The sequence below is a fragment of the Collinsella aerofaciens genome (assembly GCF_040915425.1).
Taxonomy (GTDB): domain Bacteria; phylum Actinomycetota; class Coriobacteriia; order Coriobacteriales; family Coriobacteriaceae; genus Collinsella; species Collinsella aerofaciens_BW.
In genome coordinates this window covers 1-18,950 of record NZ_JBCPDN010000046.1, presented here as the reverse complement: position 1 = coordinate 18,950, position 18,950 = coordinate 1, and the positions used below count along the sequence as shown (strand labels likewise).

Below are 18,950 nucleotides of genomic sequence, written 5' to 3'. Positions count from 1 at the left end.
CGCCGTGATGCGCGACCGGGTGCCCTACCGGGAGTAGCCCCGACGGTTGACAAAACTATAGGAACACCCAATGACTACATGAAAGCGCCCCCAAGCGGATGTGCTTGAGGGCGCCTCTTGCTTGACTAGCTCTCGATATAGTCTTTCAACTTGCTCGAGCGACTCGGGTGGCGGAGCTTGGCCAGGGTCTTGGACTCGATCTGGCGGATACGCTCGCGCGTGACGCCAAACTCGCGACCGACTTCCTCGAGCGTGCGGGGATGTCCGTCAACGAGACCAAAGCGCAGCTCGATAACCTTGCGCTCACGATCGGCAAGCGAATCGAGCACCTGGGTGAGCTGCTCCTGCAGCATGGAGAAACTGGCAGCATCGGGCGGAACGATGGCCTGGGAGTCCTCGATGAAGTCGCCCAGCTGGGAATCCTCTTCCTCGCCGATCGGGGTCTCGAGCGACACGGGCTCCTGCGAAATCTTCTGGATCTCGCGGACGCGATCGGCGCTCATGTCCATCTCGGCACCGATCTCCTCTGGGGTCGGGTCGCGACCCAGGTCCTGGAGGAGCTGGCGCTGCACACGGACGAGCTTGTTGATGGTCTCAACCATGTGCACGGGAATACGAATGGTACGGGCCTGGTCGGCAATAGCGCGCGTAATGGCCTGACGGATCCACCACGTGGCGTACGTGGAGAACTTGAAGCCCTTCTGATAGTCGAACTTCTCGACGGCGCGGATCAGACCGAGGTTGCCCTCCTGGATCAGATCCAGGAACAGCATGCCACGGCCGACATAGCGCTTGGCGATGGAGACGACCAGACGCAGGTTTGCGCTGATGAGCGCCTGCTTGGCCTCAAGACCAACGTTCTCAATACGCGTAAGACGACGCATCTCGGCGCGGGTGAGTTCGATCTCGCCCGCATCGGCAGCCTCGAGCTTCTCGGTGGCCTCGAGACCGGCCTCGATCTTCATGGCCAGATCGACCTCTTCAGATGCGGTCAGCAGGTCGACCTTACCGATCTCCTTAAGGTACATACGAACCGGGTCGCCGGTCAGCATCACCGTGGAGGCATCGATGCCGCGCACGCGCGAACGCGAACGAGACGTGCGCACGGTGCGCTTCTTCTTGCTCTTGGAAGAGCCCATCTCGGCGTCGGCCTGGCGGGCCATCTTAAGCTCGTGATCGTCAAGCGAGCCGGAATCGTGTTCGTCGTCGTCATCGAAATCGTCGGTATCGTTATCGTCATCGTCGACGCCCATCGGGGCGTCGTCGTTTCCGCTCGCGGAGATAATCTGGATGCCGCTGTTGCGCAGCGCGGAATACACCGCGTTGAGCTGCTCATCGGAGACATCGATATCCTTCAGGGCGACCTGAATCTCGTCCTCGGTTACCGAAGTCCTGTTTGAGCCGTTGCCCATGAGCTTTGCAACGTAGGATTCCAGCCCAGTACCCGTGCTCTCAGTCTTTTTTGGCACAGATTCTCCCTTCGTAGTCCACAGGACTCAATACTTTAGCACACACATGGACGTCTATACCCAAAATAAAGACAGGATATAGGCGAGAATACGCTGGTTGACCACAACATCTAGGCCTGATCGGCACCTGCGGTTTCCAAACCGATCAAACGGAACGGGTCGGCCACGCCACCGATCGACTTTTGAAGCTCGCGCTGGCGCTGTGAATCTTGCACCGCCTGCATCGTCAGCACCCGACGGGCCTCATCGTCGAGTGAACGGTCCTGACGCAACTTGGCCTGCGCGGCTCGCATGCGACGTTTGATGGTGTAGAGCTCGAGCGTATCGAGCATAAAGACGATGTTCGTCTCGGTCGGGTGCTTGCTCGTCGCCGAGATGCGCCCGGCGCTGACAAGCGACGCCGCCTCGGGACACACCGCCCGCGCCGCATCCATGCATGCCGCAGGATCGGTTCCCGGCGGCGTTGCCAGCACGGCCCACGCAATGGACTCGTGACGCGGGTCAACCCACTCGATAGAACAAATGCGATCGGCATACGTGCGGAACAGATCGGGATAGCTCGTGAGCATCGTCAGCAGCTCGCGCTCCCCCGCCAGGGATTTCCGCTCCAGATCGGTCAAAACAATCGGCATCGACGGAGCTGCCGCCGCGCTTGGACTATCGGCAACGGGCGCAGCGCTTTCCATTCCCGCCGGCACATCGATTGGCGGCAGGTCCTCGTCGACCTCCACCGGTGCGGCCCCATAGGCATCAAGCGGAACGTAGTCGTACGGATCCTCCTCGACCGGTGCGGACACCGGCGGCGTCGCACCCGCGGCCCAGGCACCGCGAGACGTCCCCTGCGAACCAGACGCCCGACCGCTCGCACTGCCCGCGCGCTCAGCTTGCGCGCGTTGACGCTCGTAGTTCTGCTCACGCCGGCGCTCGGCATCCTCACGCTTGGCGACATCGCGAAACACGCGGCCCGAACTCGCGCGCACGGTCTCGAGGTCCAAACCCAACAGGTCGGCAATCTGGATAAAGTACGTGTCGATCATATAGCTGTCACGTAGCGGATAGATGAGCGTCAGCGCGTCCTCGAGCGCCTTGGCGCGACCGCCCGGTGTGGTAATGTCGCTCGACTCCTGCAGCGAGCGGTACACAAAGTCCATGAGGGGCTCGGCCGCGTCAATGCGCGCCTGAAGCTCCTGGCCGCCATGCGCCGTGATGAACTCCATGGGGTCGTTGCCGTCGGGCAGCACCACACAGCGCAGGTCCATCGAATCCTGCTCGATAAACTGAATCGCGCGGCGAGCGGCCTTTTGACCGGCGGCGTCGCCATCGAACATATATACAATGCGCTTGGCAAAACGGGTGAGCGTCTTAACGTGATGTTCCGTCAGCGCCGTGCCCAGCGTGGCGACGACATTTTTGATCCCCGCCTCCCAGCAGGCGATGCAATCGGTATAGCCCTCCACCACGATGGCAGTATCCTGAGCAACGATAAACTCCTTGGCCCAGTTAAAGCCATAGAGGTTTCGCTTTTTATGAAACACGCTCGTCTCGGCGGTGTTGAGGTACTTGGGCTGACCATCGCCCATGATGCGCCCGCCAAAGGCGATATTGTGACCCTGTTCATCAAAGATGGGAAACATCACACGGTCGTAAAAGCGGTCTGCGAGCTGTCCGCGCCCACGGCTTACGGCCACGTTGGCGTCGATCATCTCCTGCGGGGTAAAGCCCGCCTGAGACAGGTGCGAAACCAGCGCGTTGCGACCAGGCGCAAAACCCAGGCAGTAGCGTCGGCAGACATCGCCACCCATACCGCGGCTGGCAAAGTACTCGCGCGGACGGCTGTCCTTACCGCGCATAAGCATGGTGTGGTAGAACTGAGCCGTCTCGGCGCACAGGTCATAGATGCGAGCGCGCTTGGTGCCGCGATCGCGCTGCGCACCGGTATCGTGCAGTTCAATGCCCGCACGATCAGCCAAATAGCGGATCGACTCGGGAAAACTCAGGTTCTCGCGCTTCATGATATAGGTAAAGACGTCGCCGCCCTCGCCGCAGCCAAAGCAGTGCCACACCTGCGTAGCAGGGATAATGTGAAACGATGGGGTCTTTTCGCCATGAAACGGGCAGCAGCCCCAAAACTCATGGCCGCGGGGCTTGAGCTCAACCGTTTCCTGCACGATGGCAACCAAGTCTGACGCCGCGCGTACCTGATCTTTTTCCTCATCGCTAATCACGGATACTCACCCCCTGCTCACCCAAGTTATGACGGATATCGTCGATATTACCCTCGACGGTCGCGATAAGCTCGTCCAGGGAATCGAACACGCGAGACGGACGCAGCCAGCGCGTAAACGCCAGCGACACGGAAGCGCCATACAGGTCGCCCGCATAGCCAATCAAGTTGGCCTCGAGATGCGCCGAGGCGGCATCATCGGCATAGGTCGGCGGCAGGCCGACGTTAACGGCAGCAGGCCATACGGTATCGTCGACCAGCACCAGACCCTCATAGACGCCATCGGCAGGCACTTGGATGCCGTCGGGCACCTGGATGTTTGCCGTGGGAAAGCCCATATCGGAGCCCTCGTGACGGCCAGCCGCCACAACGCCGCGCAGCATATAGGGACGGCCGAGAAGCTCGGCAGCCAGCTCCACATGACCCTGACCCAGCTCATGGCGGACGCGCGTGGCGCAGACGGTCTGCCCGTTAACGCAGAGCAGGTCGTGACCGTAAACGTCAACCCCACGCTCAGTGCCCCAGGCGCGCATCTCGGCAACGCCCGAAGCCCCGCCGCGGCCGAGCCTAAAGTCGCTGCCTACACGAATGGAGCGAATGTCGACAACACGCGACAACAGCGCCAGAAACCCGACATGATCGAGTGCCGCCACGGCGGGCGTAAAGGGAACGGCCACCACCGCATCGACCCCGGTTTGAGCCAGGGCATGCAGGCGGTCGGCCGTCGTCATCAATTTTTGAGCGGGCGACGGACTCACCACGACGTCCGGATCGGGATCGAAGGTGACCACGACCGCTTTGCTGCCGTGATCATGCGCATCGCGAATAACCGCGTCGATCAGCTCTTGGTGCCCACGATGCACGCCATCAAACACGCCAATGGCGATCGACGCGGCACCCAAGAACTCGCACTCATCAAATGCATCGGCAGAAACGATACGGGCCTCATCCAACTCACCCGTGAAAAAGACACGCGCGAGCTCGTGGGGCGCCAGCATCATCGAACACCGCCTATCGCCTGCGGAAAGACATGCTCCATCACAAAGCGGCCGCCCTCGATTCGAGCAAGCGCCTTCAATCCACCATCGAGCACGAGCGCGAACGGCGCCTTCGACGCATCGAAGTCCGCAAGCGCACGTTCAATGGGAATGCGGCGACCACAAAGCAGGTCGTCTGCAAGATTTCCCGGCAAATCGACACGCGTGGCACCAAGGGCGGCGATGGGATCCAGAGCGAAACCGGCAGCGGACTCGGCAGAGAGCTCCTCTACCGCATGACAGGCGCCAATGGAAACCACGCCGGAGGCCGTACGGCGCAGCGCGGAAATATGTGCAGCACTATCGCAGGCACGACCCAGATCGCGAGCGAGCGCGCGAATGTAGGTGCCTTTGCTTACCGAAAACGCCACGGTCCAGACGCACGTATCGCCCTCGCCGCCCACGGCGATCAGGTCGGCGGCATAGACCTCGACGGGGCGCGGGGGCAAGTCTACCGCATTGCCCTCGCGAGCACTCTTATAGGCGCGAACGCCATTGACCGAGATGGCCGAAAACGCCGGCGGCACCTGCATCTGCGGGCCAAGCATAGCGGCGAGCTGCTCACGGGCGTAAGCGAGATCGCGCAGCTCGGGGGCAACGGGCACCGTGCGAACGGCCTCGCCCTCCGCGTCATCGGTGTTGGTCTCGACGCCAAACGAAATGTCGGCGACATAACTTTTGGTATCGAGGGTTAGCATGCCCAGCAGACGGGTCGCCTGGCCCACGCCCACCACCATGACACCCGAGGCCATGGGGTCAAGCGTACCGGCATGGCCGACGCGTCGCTCATGGAGGGCGCGTCGGCACTGCGATACCACGTCGTGGGACGTACAGCCCACCGGCTTATCGACGGCGAGCAGCATATTCAATTGAGAAGGCGTACGACGAGCCATGTACCATCCAAAATGTTAGAGCTCGACGGTCACCGAAGCGGGATCCTCCCCTACCAGCTCGGCCAGCATGGGAAGTGCCACAGCGAGCGTCTCGCGAATCGTTCCGTTGTTGGAAAATCCGGCGGCGGCATGATGCCCGCCACCGCCAAAGTTGGCAGCGATCTCGGACACATCGAGGTCACCCTTGGAACGCAGGTTACCGCGCACCTTGGTATCGCCCTCAATGCCCTTCAGGAACAGGCAAACTTCCACGCCCATCACCGAACGCACCACATCGACCAGGCCATCGCACTCGTCCGAAGTGACGCCGCAGGCCTCGAGGTCACTCTGATACGCATAACTATATGCCACGCGACCGTGCGCCACTGTCTTGATGCGGCCCATAACGATGGACTTAAGATGCAAGAACTCTACGCGCATGCTCTGGTAGACCTCGAGCGCAACGCGCGCGGGATCGGCACCGTGCGCGACCAGGCGCGAGGCGGCATGGAAAGCAGTGGCATCGGCATTTTGGTACTGAAAACGACCGGTATCGGTCACCAGGCCGCACAGCAGGCAGGTCGCGACACCATCGCGAGCCACAATGCCGCAATTGTCCAAAAAGCGGTCGATAATCATGGCGCAGGCGGCGGCGCCGACGCACCTCAGGCTCAGCTCGGCAAATTCCTCACGCGCCGGATGATGATCGAAGCACACCACATGCGACGAGCGGCGGAGCACCTCGGCTGAGTTGTTCAGACGCTCGACGACCGGCACGTCCACCGAGATGAACAGGTCCGGATTGCCGGTATACGCAGATGCCGGCACCAGACGGTCGGCGCCCTCCATAAAGCGGTAAATGCGCGGAACCGGGTCATCGTCTGCCAGCAGCAGGGCAATGTCCTTGTTGGGAAAAAACTTCATAAGCGAGAGGCCCAGACCCAGCACGGAGCCCAGGGCATCACCATCGGGAGACGTATGTCCCGAAATCGCAATGGAGGACGCATCCTCGATGAGCTCGAGGATGCGTCGCTGAATATCTGCAGACTCGCTCGATGCGAGGTCGGCGGAATTACTCATCTAAAGCTGCCTCCTGGGCGGCATCCGCTATGGGATAGCCGTCCTCGTCCTTTTCGATCGCAAGCGTGGCGGGAACGTTTTCCAGCGCACGCGTGATGCGCTCGGCCTCATCAGTCGAGCGATCGATGCGAAAATCGAGCTCGGGCGTGACGCGCCAATCGAGCGAGCGGGCCAACAGGCTACGGATGCGTCCCTTGGCGCTGGCAAGCGCCTCCATGACCTCCTCGTAGCGGCTCGCGTCGCACGACACGTACACGCGCGCGAACGAGCGGTCCACCGCGACCTCGACCGCGGTCAGGGTGACCAGGTCGAGACGCGGATCGGAAACCTCAAAGAGCAGGATATAACCGAGCTTCTCGCGAAGCTGCTCGCCCAGACGGCGGGTTGCCTGCGTTTGCTTCATAGCGCTACCCCCTACTCGGTACGGGCAACCTGGTCGATACGGTAGCCCTCGATGGTGTCGCCAGGCTTGATGTCCTGGAAGTTCTCCAGGCCAATACCGCCCTCGGAGCCGCTCTTGAGGCTCTTGGCCTCGTCCTTGTAGTGGCGCATCGAGGCGATTTTACCGTTGAAGACCACGATGCCGTCGCGCACCAGGCGCACGGAATCGGTCGCAGCGATCTCGCCCTCTTCGACGCGGACACCGGCGGCGATACCAACCTTGGGCACCTTGAAGGTGTCCAGGACGGTCGCAGTGCCCGTGGAGACCTCGACCTCGGTGGGCTTGAGCATACCGATGCGGGCAGCGTCGAGGTCCTCGAGGCACTTGTAGATGACGTCGTAGCAACGGATCTCGACACCCTCGCGCTCGGCAGCGGAGCGGGCCTTACCGTCGGGACGGACGCCAAAGCCGATGATGATGGCGTTGGAGGCGTCGGCCAGGACGACGTCGGTCTCGTTGATGGCGCCAACGGCGGAGTGGATCGTGTTGATGCGAACCTCGGACTGATCCATCTTGTCGAGCGAGTCCTGAAGGGCCTCGATGGAACCCTGGACGTCGGCCTTGATGATCAGGTTGAGCTCCTTGACCTCGGCGTCGGCAATGGTCTCGAAGAGGTTCTCGAGCGTGACGTGCTTGACGCGGCTCTGCTCCTCGATACGGGCCTTCAGCGAACGCTCGTCGGCCAGCGCACGTGCCTCGCGCTCGTCCTCGAACACGCGGAACTCATCACCGGCGTTGGGCACGGACTGCAGGCCCAAAATCTCGACGGCGTCGGAGGGACCGGCCTCGGTGACGGCGCGGCCCTTGGGGTCGAGCATGGCGCGGACGCGGCCGTAGGTAAGGCCGGCGACCAGCGTATCGCCCACGTGCAGGGTACCGCGGGTCACGAGCACGGTAGCAACCGAGCCACGGCCCTTGTCGAGCTTGGCCTCGAGGACGTTGCCGGAGGCAAAGGTGTCCGGGTTGGCCTTAAGCTCGAGCACGTCGGCCTGGAGCAGCACGGTCTCCAGAAGGTCGTCGATACCGATCTTCTGCTTGGCCGAGATGTTGACGAACATATTCTGTCCGCCCCACTCCTCGGGGATGACGCCGTACTCGGTGAGCTCCTGACGCACGCGATCGGGGTTGGCGCCCGGCTTATCGATCTTGTTGACGGCGACGACGATGGGTACGCCGGCAGCCTTGGCGTGGTTGATCGACTCGACGGTCTGAGGCATGACGCCGTCGTCGGCGGCCACGATCAGAATGACGATGTCGGTCACCTTGGCACCACGGGCACGCATAGCCGTAAAGGTGGCGTGACCCGGGGTATCGATAAAGGTGATCTTGCGGTCGTTGATCATGACCTGCGAAGCGCCGATGGCCTGCGTAATGCCGCCCGCCTCGCCGGCAGCAACGCCGGTGTGACGGATGGCGTCGAGCAGCGACGTCTTACCGTGGTCGACGTGGCCCATGACGGTGACGACCGGGGCGCGCGGCTTAAGGTCGGCGGGATCGTCGTAGAACGAGAAGGTGTTCTCCTCCTCGGGGGTGATGATCTTAATCTGACGGCCCAGGTCGTCGGCAACGAGCTCGACAAGGTCGTCGGACATGGACTGCGTCATCGTGAGCGGAGTACCCAGCAGGAACAGGCGCTTGATGATGTCGTTGGCCGGAACGTCGAGCGCCTCGGCAAGCTCCTGGACGGTAACGCCCTGGGAGACCTTGATGGCGTCGAGGTCCTCGGGGTTCACGCCCTGGGCCAGCGCCTCCTCTATCTTGCGCTCCTCCTGAGCCTTGGCAGCCTCGCGCTCGCGCTTCTCCTTGCGCTTCTTGCGGCGACCGGTGGACTCGCGAGAGGCCTCCTCGACGGCGGCACGAGCCTCCTCGAGCACCTTCTCGCGGCTGTACTCCTCGGCCTCGCGAGCCATGCGGCTGTAGTGGTCCTCTTCGTTGTTGTGACCGCCCTTGCGCTTCTTGCCCTTGCCCTGCTTGTCGGGGTTGGGGAAGTCCATGCCGGCAGCGACGTTGTTGCTGGCGTTGGTGCGATGGCTGTGCGGACGGCTCTCGGAGGCGTTGCGCTCGGAGTTGTTGTCGGAAGCGTTGCGATCGTTACGACGGCCACCGCGGCGGTCGTTGTTGCCGCCACGACGGTTACCGCGCTCGGCGGCGCGCTCGGCCTTGGCCTTGTCCTCGGCGTCCTTCTTCTCCTTGAGCACGGTCTCCTGTGCGGCGATCTGGTCGAGCAGCGAACGGAAACGCGAACCGGAGTCGGAAGCGGGAACGGCGCGGCGCTGGGCCTCGCGGGCAGCCTCCTCCTTCTCGCGGGCAAGGCGCTCCTGCTCGGCCTTCTTCTTGGCCTCGGCCTCGGCGCGGGCAGCCTCCTCGGCAGCCTGGGCTGCGGCAAACTGGCGACGCTCCTCCTCGCGGGCCTTCTCGGCGGCGATGCGCTCGCGCTCGGCCTCGGCGGCGCGAGCGGCCTCCTCGGCGGCAGCTGCCTGCTCCTCGGCCTGCTTAGCGGCCTCGACTTCCTGAGCGCGGGCTTCGATCACCGAGGCGAGCTGCTTGCGGACCATAGCGACATAGGCGTCCTCCAAGGTGGAGGAAGCGGACTTAGCGGGAATCTTCATATCGGCGAGATGACCCATCAGTTCCTTGGAGGTCATGCCGAACTCTTTGGCCAGGGTGGACACACGGACTTTTGCCATATGACTTCACCTACCCTTTCTGGCACCTTGGGTGCCTAGAGACTGAACGAGCGTGAGAGACGCGCCAGGACCCACCCGGCGCGACCGCGCGCTAGATCAGGTCCTCCGCATCATCGAAGGCGTCGGTGTCGTGGACACCGCAGAAACGGGAGCCGGGACGAGCCTGGTTGCGGCACTGGATGCCGTCCTCGGACACGTACTCGCAGCGGCGGACGTCCTCGTCCTCCTCGTCACCGATCAGGTCGGCGGCGGGCTCCTCGTGAACGGGAACGTTCTTGAGGATGTCGGCGGCAAGGGTCTCGGACTTGATGTCGATGTGCCAGCCGGTCAGGCGCGCGGCGAGGCGGGCGTTCTGGCCCTCCTTGCCGATGGCGAGGGACAGCTGGTCGTCGGGCACGATGACGCCGGCGTAGGCCTTCTCCTCGTCGATGAGGACACGGGTGACCTTAGCGGGCGACAGGGCGTTGGCGACGTAGACGGCAGGATCGGCATCCCACAGGATGACGTCGACGCGCTCGCCACGGAGCTCGCCCACGACAGCGCGAACACGGCTGCCCTTGGGGCCGACGCAGGCGCCCACGGGATCCAGACGGTCGTCGAGCGAGTGGACGGCGACCTTGGAGCGCTGGCCGGGCTCGCGGGCGATCGACTTGATCTGGACGGTGCCCTCATAGATCTCGGGCACCTCCTGCTCAAACAGACGACGCATGAGCTCGGGGTGGGTACGGGAGATGACAATCGGCGGACGGCTGTGCTCGCCACGAACCGGCTGCAGGTTGGAGTTGGGGTCGCGAACGTCGATGATCACGGCCTTGATGTGCTGGTTGTGCAGGTAGCGCTCGCCCATCGGACGCTCGTTGCGCTCGTTCTCGTAACGGCGCTGGTCGAAGTGCGGCAGCTCGGCCTCGACGCCCTCGCGAATCTTGACGATCGTGAAGTCGGGCGTGGACTGCAGCACGGTACCGCTGATGAGGTCACCGATGCGGCCGGAGAACTCCTCGTAGATCTGCTCGCGGGCGGAGTTGCGCACGATGGCGTTGATCTCGGCCTTGGCGTGCTGGGCGGCGATGCGGCTCGTGTTCTTGGGGGTGACGTCGATCTCCTCAAACTCGGTGAAGTTGCCCTCCTCGTCCATGGAATCGTCGATCGGCTCCAGGCGGTAGACGTAGATCTTGCCGGTGGTGCGGTCAATGGTCACCTTGGCGCCCCACTCAAGATGCAGGATCTCGGCATAGCTCTTGGCGAGCGACTGCTCCAGGCGGTCGATCAGGTAGAGCTGGTCGATGTGCTTCTCCTGGCAAAGCTCCATCAGGGCGGACATCATGTCGGATGCTGCCATCTTACTTTCCTTCCTTCGCGGGCTTGAAGTCGTAGGTGGGCTTCAACTTGCACTTTTTAACATCAGAGAAATCGAGGGTAACGGACTCGCCGTCCTCGAGCTCGAGGGTCACGTTCGCCTCGGTGGCGGCGGCAATCTTGCCGGCGTACTTGCGACGGCCCTCGGTGGCGGTGGAGGTGAGCTCGCAGTTCTCGCTCACAAAGCGGGCAAAGTCGCACGGGCGGCGCAGCGGGCGCGCCATACCCGGGCTCGACACCTCGAGCGTATAGCTCGAAGAGATGGGGTCGAGCTCCTCAATCACATCGCCGACCCACTTGGTGTTGGCCGTGACGTCGTTGAGCGAAAGACTCTGACCCTCGGCACCCTCGATACGCACGCGCACGCAGGGGGCCTTGGTGGCACCCACGAGCTCGACGTCGACGATGTCGATATCGTGCTGGGGAGCGACGGCCTCGAGCGCGTCGATAATCGCCTGCTCGGTCTTGGTCTTGACCATTGCGGCACCTCCATCCATACAAAAAAGAAGCGGGGCCGAAACCCCACTTCTTTCAATTACAACTTCATTTGCAAGCAAACTATACCAATAGCTGCGGAAACGTGCAAGCACAGTACGAATCTGCAGGTCAGCGTGCGCACAGCTTCTCCACAAGAATAGGACAATTGACCGCAGACATCAGGGCAGGTACATGAAAAACGAGGGACGACCCAATCGGATCGCCCCTCGTCTTTTATGCGTCAGTTAAGCGCGCAATGCTTACTTGACCACCAGGTTGACCAGCTTGCCGGGCACGCAGATGGCCTTGACGACCGTCTTGCCGTCGAGCCACTTGGCGACGGCGGTCTCGGCGGCAGCCTGCATTTCCTCGTTGGAGGCATCGCGGGCCACGTCGATGCGGCCACGGACCTTGCCGAGTACCTGGACGACGATCTGCACCGTGTCCTCGATGGACTCGGCCAGGTCGAACTCGGGCCAGGCGGCGGTGTAAGCGTTGCCCTCGCAGCCGAGCGCCTCGTGCCACAGCTCGTCGGCCCAGAACGGGCAGATGGGCGCCAGGACGCTCACGATGTCCTTGGCCACGCCGTAGCACAGGGCCTTGTCGCGGTCAGCACCCTCGGTGGCGTTGAGGTAGGCGCTCGCCGCGTTGACGAGCTCCATGACGGCCGAGATCGCGGTGTTGAACTGGCCGCGATCGAAGTCCTCGGTGCACTTGGCGATGGTGCGGTGACGCTCACGGTAGAGCTTCATCGCGGTCTCGCCGAGCACGGACTTGTCGAAGGCCACGTTGGCGTCACCCGACTGGACGAGCTGCCACACGATACGCCAGGCGCGCTTGATAAAGCGGTTGGCGCCCTCGACGGCCTTGGGATCCCAGTCGAAGTCCTTCTCGGGCGGCGCGATAAACAGGATAGCCAGACGCATGGTGTCGGCGCCGTAGGGCTCGATAACCGAGCTCGGGGGTACGACGTTGCCCTTGGACTTGGACATGGTGTCGCCGTTCTCGTCCTTGACCATGCCCTGGCACAGCAGGTTGGTGAAGGGCTCGTCCACGCTCAGCAGTCCCAGGTCGCGCAGCGCCTTGGTAAAGAAGCGGCTGTAGAGCAGGTGCAAAATGGCGTGCTCGATGCCGCCGATGTAGTTATCGACGGGCATCCAACGGTCGGCCGCCTCGCGGGAGAAGGGCAGCTCGGTGTTGTGCGGATCGGTATAGCGCAGGTAATACCAGCTGGAGCAGGTGAAGGTGTCCATGGTATCGGTCTCGCGCTTGGCCGGGCGGCCGCAGACCGGGCAGGTGGTCTCGTAGAAGTCCTTGCACTCGGCGAGGGTCTCGCCGGCGCCCAGGTCCAGGTTCTCGGGCAGCGTCACCGGCAGCTGATCCTCGGGCACGGGCACGATGCCGCAGTGCTCGCAGTGAATGGCCGGGATGGGGTTGCCCCAATAGCGCTGGCGACTGATGAGCCAGTCGCGCAAGCGGAACTCGACCTTGCGACGGCCGCAGCCCATGGCCTCGAGATCGGCCACGATGGCAGCCTCACCCTCGGAGTGCTTACCGCCGCGCATGCCAGTGTACTTGCCGGACTGGACGAGCGTGCCCTCGGCAGCGTGAGCGCAATCCCAGTCGACGGTCTCGGCATGGAAGGTATCGATGCTCTCGCCGCTGGCCTCGACGGCAGCGCGATCGTCATCGTCCAGGATGATCGGCACGATCGGCAGGTCGTACTTACGGGCAAACTCAAAGTCGCGCTGGTCGCCGCAGGGAACGGCCATGACGGCACCGGTACCGTAGTCGGCAACGACATAATCGGCAACCCAAACGGGGACCTTCTCGCCGTTGACGGGGTTTACCACATAGCGGCCCGTGAAGGCACCGTGCTTCTCGAGGGTGCCCTGGGCACGCTCGACGGCAGAGATATGCTTGGAGTCCTCGACGATCTTGGTGACGGCCTCCTCGTACTCCGTGCCCTCGACGAGCTCGTGCAAGCCGGCGTACTCGGGAGCCAGGACAAAGAAGGAAACGCCAAAGAGCGTATCGGCACGCGTGGTGAAAACGGTGATCTTGCCCTCGTCGCCCTCGATGGGTTCGCCATCCTGGTCGCACAGGGTAAAGTCGACCTCGGCGCCCTCAGAGCGACCGATCCAGTTGGCCTGCATCTGCTTGACGCGCTCAGGCCAGCCGGGGAGCTTCTCCAGATCGTCGAGCAGCTCCTGGGAGTACTCGGTAATCTTGTAGTACCACTGCTCCAGGTCGCGCTTCTCGGGCTCGGTGCCGCAGCGCCAGCACTTACCCTCGGTAACCTGCTCGTTAGCCAGAACGGTCTTGCAGGTGGGGCACCAGTTGACCGGGTTCTTCTTACGGTAGACCAGGCCCTTTTCCCACATCTTCTCAAAGATCCACTGGCCCCAGCGGTAGTAGTCGGGGCTGCAGGTCTTGACCATGCGATCCAGATCGTAGGAGAAGCCCATGCGCTTCATCGTGGCGAGCGCCTGGTCCATGTTCTTATACGTCCAGGCGGCAGCCTGCGTGTTGTGCTTGATGGCGGCGTTCTCGGCGGGCAGGCCAAAAGCGTCAAAGCCGATGGGATGCAGCACGTCGTAGCCACGCATGCGGGCCTGACGGGCCATGGCATCGCCGATAGTGTAGTTGCGCGCGTGGCCCATGTGCAGGTCGCCCGACGGATACGGGAACATCTCGAGCACGTACTTCTTGGGCTTGCTGTCGTCGGTGTCGACGGCAAAGAGGTTGGAGTCCTCCCAGGCCTTCATCCACCTGGACTCAATGGCCTGCGCGTCGTAGACAGGAATCTCGTCCTTATGATCTGTGCAATCGCACATATCAGCTCCTTTAATCTTAGCTGGGGTCGGTCGGCTTAGCTTTATTCGCTACTGCGGACAGTCCTGCGCAAGACGAAGAGCACATTAAGTGCTCTTCTTTGCGTGCGGAACTTGTAGCGAACAAAGCCAAGCCGACCGACCCTAAGGTTAACTTGACTGATGATAGCAAATACGACAAGCGAGATGCCTGCGACTTGCGGGCATCTCGCTTTATCTAAATAACGTGGTTGTGAATCAACCGCTAATTGTTACCCGCCCAAGCATGATCGGGTTTTCCAAGTGCCGCAGATTGCCGTGAAAGAGGAGCGACGCGTACTTTGGTACGCGAGCGACGGTTTGAACGGCAAGGTGCGGTGCTTGGGAAAGCCGCTTAGCGATAGCTGACGCTTTGCTGGGAGTCCTTGACGACTACGTCGTGGGCGCCGCCTTCGACGATGGAGGTGGAGCTGACCAGAGTCAGGCGTGCCTTTTCCTGGAGCTCGGGGATCGAGAGGGCGCCGCAGTTGCACATCGTGGACTTGACCTTGTAGAGCGTGCCGCCCACGCCGTCCTTGAGGGAACCGGCGTAGGGAACGTAGGAGTCGACGCCCTCGACGAAGCTGAGCTTCGCGGCGCCGCCCAGATCGTAGCGCTGCCAGTTGCGGGCACGAGCAGAACCCTCGCCCCAGTACTCCTTCATGTACTGGCCGTTGACGTTGACGCGCTCGGTCGGGCTCTCGTCGAAGCGAGCGAAGTAGCGGCCCAGCATCATGAAGTCTGCACCCATGGCCAGGGCGAGCGTCATGTGGTAGTCGTAGACGATACCGCCGTCGGAGCACACGGGCACGTAGACGCCGGTCTCCTCGTAATACTCGTCGCGAGCGCGGCAGACGTCGATCAGCGCGGTAGCCTGGCCACGGCCGATACCCTTGGTCTCGCGGGTGATGCAGATGGAGCCACCGCCGATACCGACCTTGATGAAGTCGGCACCGCAGTCTGCCAGGAAGCGGAAACCCTCGGCGTCGACGACGTTACCGGCGCCGACCTTGACGTCCTCGCCGTAGTTGGCGCGGATCCACTCGATGGTGCGCTTCTGCCACTCGCTGAAGCCCTCGGAGGAATCGATGCACAGAACGTCAGCACCGGCCTCGATAAGCAGCGGCACGCGCTCGGCATAGTCGCGGGTGTTGATACCAGCGCCGACCATGTAGCGCTTGTCGTTATCGAGCAGCTCGTTGGGGTTGGTCTTGTGGCTGTCGTAGTCCTTGCGGAAGACGATGCCCATAAGGTGATCGTTGTCGTCGACGATCGGCAGGGCGTTGAGCTTGTTGTCCCAGATGACGTCGTTGGCAACCTTGAGGCTGATGTTCTTGTCGCCCACGATGAGCTGCTCACGCGGGGTCATGAACTCGGAGACCTTCGTCTGGTGGTCATCACGACTGGGGCGATAGTCACGGCTGGTGACGATGCCCAGGAGCTTACCCTTGGGAGTGCCGTCGTCGGTGACCGGCATGGTGGAGTGGCCGGTCTTCTCCTTAAGCTCGATGACCTGCTCCATGGTCATGTCGGGGGTCAGCGTGGAATCGGACTGAACGAAACCGGCCTTGTGATCCTTGACGGCCTTGACCATAGCGGCCTCGGACTCGGCGCTCTGGGAACCGTAAATGAAGGACAGGCCACCCTCGGTAGCGAGCGCGACACCCATATCGACGCCCGAGACGGACTGCATGATGGCGGAAACCATGGGGATGTTCAGGGTGATTGCCGGCTTCTCACCGCGCTTAAAGCGGGTCAGCGGCGTCTTAAGAGAGACGTTGTTGGGGATGCACTGCGAGGACGAGTAACCAGGGACCAGCAGATACTCCGAAAACGTGTGGGACTCACCGGGAAAGAACGTAGCCATGTTTCTCCTTTTTCCATGCGACCGGTCGGCTGCAGGCCTCGTAGGACCCAGCCCAACCTTGGGCGCCCAATACTGGGGAAGTATCTTAACGCACTTTGACTGCTACAATGCATGATTTAAGAAGAGCACACGAGGGTTTGACGCAGGCTATGCGTTTGCCCAGCAAACACTTTAGCGGGGAGACGTGGAGCACATGGAGTACAAGACGACGGCAAAGTTGGTCATTCAAGCGTGCGACAAGGATCTGCCGGGCGTGTTCGGCCACGGCTGCGTCTTGCTGCTGCAGGGTATTGCCCGCGAGCACTCGCTCAACCGCGCCGCCAAGAGCATGGGCATGGCGTATTCCAAGGCCTGGCGCATTGTAAACGAGGCCGAAGGTCAGCTGGGCTGCAAGCTCATCGAGCGCGACGGCGCCCGCGGATCCACCCTCACCCCCGCCGGCGAGCGAGCCATAGCGGTCTACGAAGAGCTGCAGGCCGACATTAACAACGTCATCGCCACCAAAGCCAACGCCCTCATCGCCAGCATCAAAGAGTAGCCAATTTGGGACGGGGCTTTTTTAGCTGGTCGGTCACCATAGATGATTATTCTGGGACGGGGATTAAAAAATCATTGTGTACCTAATGATTTTTTAATCCCCGTCCCAGAATAATCATCGGAGGGCATTGTCTAGGGTGGCGGCCACGATCAAGGGGTCGTCGGTACCGGCGAAGAGGCGGATGGTGCTCCCCTGCTTGCCGCGTGGGGCCGAAAGGCGCGTCGTTGCGCCGCCGGCGGGCGATGTGCGAAACTCCCCGGGCAAAGCATCGAACAGCTCGCCCGCGCTACGTTCGATAAGATCAAACTCAACTGCCGGTCCAAAGCCGTGCTCGAGGATTCCCGTTGCAGCCGCATGGTCGGGATGCGAACTCAGCCCGGGATAGCGAACGTTGCGCACCATCTCGTTGGCGGCCAGATACTCGGCCAGCGCACGGGCGCGGTCGAAATGCGCCTGCATGCGGACGTTAAGCGAGGAAAGCCCACGCTCCAGCACGTCGGTCTCCTCGGCAGAAAGGTCGAGCGCCGACGCACCGCAGCCTGCAAACAATACGTGCGCGCACTCGGCAGCGGCATCCACACGATGGCGCTTGAGCTGCGAGCGCGCCACCGAAGCAGCAACGAGCTTGCGTGGAGCCTCACCGGCGCACACACGGTCAAGCGCTTCGAACGACAGCGCAGCACCCAGCCGCAGCGGATCGCAGCCAAAAGCCGACGCCACGGTGTTGTCAACAACCAGCAGCGCATGGGCCTCACGCGCCGCCCGACCCAGCGCACGCAGATCGGGCACACGCAGACCAAACCCGCCGATGGAGTTGACGAACCACCACAGGTGCGGACCCTCGGCATCAAACGAAGCATCAAAGCCCTCGGATGCGGCGGCAAACGCCTCGGCGGACGGCGAGCCCACGAGCACAACATCGCAGTCATCAAAGCCGCTCGCAAACGCATCGGCAAAGTCATCCGCAAAGGCCACCAGACGATCGCCGGGCCGTACAATCCCCAGCAACGACAGCGCTGCCGGCACATGCGACGCCGCAAGCAACCGCGCCTCACGCGCGCTGGCCCTCAAAGCCCAGGCCTCTTCTAGCTGCTGTACGCCCATACGGCACCTTCCCTCCATAACAAAAACCCACGATGCGGATGTTTCCCGCATCGTGGGCTACGGCTGCAGTATAGCGCCGATATGCGACGAATCGCTTAGATGTTGAGCGCGTGGTAGGTCACATTCGCGCCCGGAGCGTCAACGGTCACGCCATAGGCCTCGGGATAGATGCGCGTCGAGAACACGAGCGCACCATCGTTCACAAACACCTCGACCGAGGAAACATCGCCAACAATGCGCACGTTACTAACCTCGTCGACGGACTCCCAACGCACGGTACGACCGCAGCCGGCAGAAGCGCGACTCTCATCGGTAAATCGCATCTCAAAGCGCGAGGGCAGTTCGCCCTCGGCGGGAACAAGCACCAGCTTTAGCTCGCCATCAACGGTCGCGGTAAACGCGCCGTCGACACCGTCAACAACAACGTCAAAACAGGTATCGCCGGCAACCTCCAACGAGCCCTCCCCCACACGCACCGAGGCATAATGGCGCTCGATCTCGCGCGCCGGCTGCTGCAGTACCACGCCGCCAGCACCGGCTGTAAGCTCACGCGGCACCGTCATGCAGTGCTGCCAGCCGCACGCCACGGTGGGGTCGTTGCCATAGGTCGGCTCATCGGGCATGCCCATCCAGCCGATTAGAATATGGCGACCGTCCTCGGCCGTGAACTCCTGCGGAGCATAGAAGTCAAAACCGGCGTCCCACAGGCGGAACTCGCCCAGCTCATAAGCGTCATTGCCGCCCGTAATGTCGCCCGTTACAGGCATGTAGCCCGCTGCATATACATTGCCGCGGTCCCAACGACCGCCCTTGAGGCCCTGGGGCGAGAAGGACAGCCACTTCGCCGGTACACCGCCATCCGCCTCAAGCTCAAGGTATCCCGGGCACTCCCACATAAAGCCAAAGCGCTCGGGCGTAGACACACGGCTCTCGAGCTCCCAACTC

The 18,950-nt window shown here is 62.4% G+C and carries 14 protein-coding genes; 1 reads left to right on the top strand and 13 read right to left on the bottom strand.

Annotated elements, in window-relative coordinates:
• Positions 1-125 precede the first annotated feature (125 nt).
• From rpoD to AB5164_RS07130, 11 genes are all read right to left on the bottom strand, one after another.
• Positions 126-1,469: an RNA polymerase sigma factor RpoD gene (gene rpoD / locus AB5164_RS07180; protein WP_368142338.1), complete on the bottom strand. Its 1,344-nt coding sequence runs from the start codon at positions 1,467-1,469 to the stop codon at positions 126-128.
• Positions 1,470-1,579: 110 nt separating this feature from the next.
• Positions 1,580-3,694 (bottom strand): DNA primase, encoded by a 2,115-nt coding sequence (gene dnaG, locus AB5164_RS07175; RefSeq protein ID WP_368142339.1) that lies wholly within the window; start codon positions 3,692-3,694, stop codon positions 1,580-1,582.
• Entirely contained in the window at positions 3,687-4,694 is a 1,008-nt protein-coding gene (ribF, locus tag AB5164_RS07170) for a riboflavin biosynthesis protein RibF (RefSeq protein WP_368142340.1), read from the bottom strand. The genes dnaG and ribF overlap by 8 nt, the downstream gene beginning before the upstream one ends.
• Complete coding sequence (gene truB, locus AB5164_RS07165) at positions 4,691-5,623, bottom strand: tRNA pseudouridine(55) synthase TruB (protein WP_368142341.1); 933 nt, start codon at positions 5,621-5,623, stop codon at positions 4,691-4,693. Before truB ends, ribF begins: the two co-directional genes overlap by 4 nt.
• A 15-nt stretch (positions 5,624-5,638) precedes the next feature.
• Positions 5,639-6,682: a DHH family phosphoesterase gene (locus AB5164_RS07160; RefSeq protein ID WP_368142342.1), complete on the bottom strand. Its 1,044-nt coding sequence runs from the start codon at positions 6,680-6,682 to the stop codon at positions 5,639-5,641.
• Entirely contained in the window at positions 6,675-7,085 is a 411-nt protein-coding gene (gene rbfA / locus AB5164_RS07155; protein WP_195245816.1) for a 30S ribosome-binding factor RbfA, read from the bottom strand. The genes AB5164_RS07160 and rbfA overlap by 8 nt, the downstream gene beginning before the upstream one ends.
• An 11-nt stretch (positions 7,086-7,096) precedes the next feature.
• Positions 7,097-9,811, bottom strand: coding sequence for a translation initiation factor IF-2 (gene infB, locus AB5164_RS07150; protein WP_271737825.1), 2,715 nt, complete (start codon positions 9,809-9,811; stop codon positions 7,097-7,099).
• A 91-nt stretch (positions 9,812-9,902) separates the two neighbouring features.
• Positions 9,903-11,150, bottom strand: coding sequence for a transcription termination factor NusA (gene nusA, locus AB5164_RS07145; RefSeq protein WP_006234042.1), 1,248 nt, complete (start codon positions 11,148-11,150; stop codon positions 9,903-9,905).
• Between the two features lies 1 nt (position 11,151).
• Positions 11,152-11,646, bottom strand: coding sequence for a ribosome maturation factor RimP (gene rimP, locus AB5164_RS07140; RefSeq protein ID WP_368142343.1), 495 nt, complete (start codon positions 11,644-11,646; stop codon positions 11,152-11,154).
• 258 nt (positions 11,647-11,904) lie between these two features.
• Positions 11,905-14,481 (bottom strand): leucine--tRNA ligase, encoded by a 2,577-nt coding sequence (gene leuS, locus AB5164_RS07135; RefSeq protein WP_368142344.1) that lies wholly within the window; start codon positions 14,479-14,481, stop codon positions 11,905-11,907.
• A 370-nt stretch (positions 14,482-14,851) separates the two neighbouring features.
• Positions 14,852-16,363, bottom strand: coding sequence for an IMP dehydrogenase (locus AB5164_RS07130; RefSeq protein WP_006234046.1), 1,512 nt, complete (start codon positions 16,361-16,363; stop codon positions 14,852-14,854).
• Positions 16,364-16,556: 193 nt separating this feature from the next.
• Here AB5164_RS07130 and AB5164_RS07125 point away from each other — a divergent pair, with 193 nt between their 5' ends.
• Positions 16,557-16,901, top strand: a complete 345-nt coding sequence (locus AB5164_RS07125) for a winged helix-turn-helix domain-containing protein (protein WP_343001443.1) — start codon at positions 16,557-16,559, stop codon at positions 16,899-16,901.
• 114 nt (positions 16,902-17,015) lie between these two features.
• Here the strand turns inward: AB5164_RS07125 and AB5164_RS07120 are convergent, their stop codons facing one another.
• Both AB5164_RS07120 and AB5164_RS07115 read right to left on the bottom strand, forming a co-directional pair.
• Positions 17,016-18,005: a PLP-dependent transferase gene (locus AB5164_RS07120; RefSeq protein WP_343001444.1), complete on the bottom strand. Its 990-nt coding sequence runs from the start codon at positions 18,003-18,005 to the stop codon at positions 17,016-17,018.
• A 95-nt stretch (positions 18,006-18,100) separates the two neighbouring features.
• The coding region (locus AB5164_RS07115; protein WP_368147925.1) for a glycoside hydrolase family 32 protein at positions 18,101-18,950 on the bottom strand (850 nt) is incomplete at its 5' end.

What these genes read in the sequence shown, in the direction of transcription:
- infB (WP_271737825.1), bottom strand. Translation starts at nt 9,811, where the DNA reads ATGGCAAAAGTCCGTGTGTCCACCCTGGCCAAAGAGTTCGGCATGACC.
- AB5164_RS07120 (WP_343001444.1), bottom strand. Translation starts at nt 18,005, where the DNA reads ATGGGCGTACAGCAGCTAGAAGAGGCCTGGGCTTTGAGGGCCAGCGCG.
- AB5164_RS07125 (WP_343001443.1), top strand. Translation starts at nt 16,557, where the DNA reads ATGGAGTACAAGACGACGGCAAAGTTGGTCATTCAAGCGTGCGACAAG.
- leuS (WP_368142344.1), bottom strand. Translation starts at nt 14,481, where the DNA reads ATGTGCGATTGCACAGATCATAAGGACGAGATTCCTGTCTACGACGCG.
- nusA (WP_006234042.1), bottom strand. Translation starts at nt 11,150, where the DNA reads ATGGCAGCATCCGACATGATGTCCGCCCTGATGGAGCTTTGCCAGGAG.
- rbfA (WP_195245816.1), bottom strand. Translation starts at nt 7,085, where the DNA reads ATGAAGCAAACGCAGGCAACCCGCCGTCTGGGCGAGCAGCTTCGCGAG.
- AB5164_RS07130 (WP_006234046.1), bottom strand. Translation starts at nt 16,363, where the DNA reads ATGGCTACGTTCTTTCCCGGTGAGTCCCACACGTTTTCGGAGTATCTG.
- ribF (WP_368142340.1), bottom strand. Translation starts at nt 4,694, where the DNA reads ATGATGCTGGCGCCCCACGAGCTCGCGCGTGTCTTTTTCACGGGTGAG.
- AB5164_RS07160 (WP_368142342.1), bottom strand. Translation starts at nt 6,682, where the DNA reads ATGAGTAATTCCGCCGACCTCGCATCGAGCGAGTCTGCAGATATTCAG.
- truB (WP_368142341.1), bottom strand. Translation starts at nt 5,623, where the DNA reads ATGGCTCGTCGTACGCCTTCTCAATTGAATATGCTGCTCGCCGTCGAT.
- rimP (WP_368142343.1), bottom strand. Translation starts at nt 11,646, where the DNA reads ATGGTCAAGACCAAGACCGAGCAGGCGATTATCGACGCGCTCGAGGCC.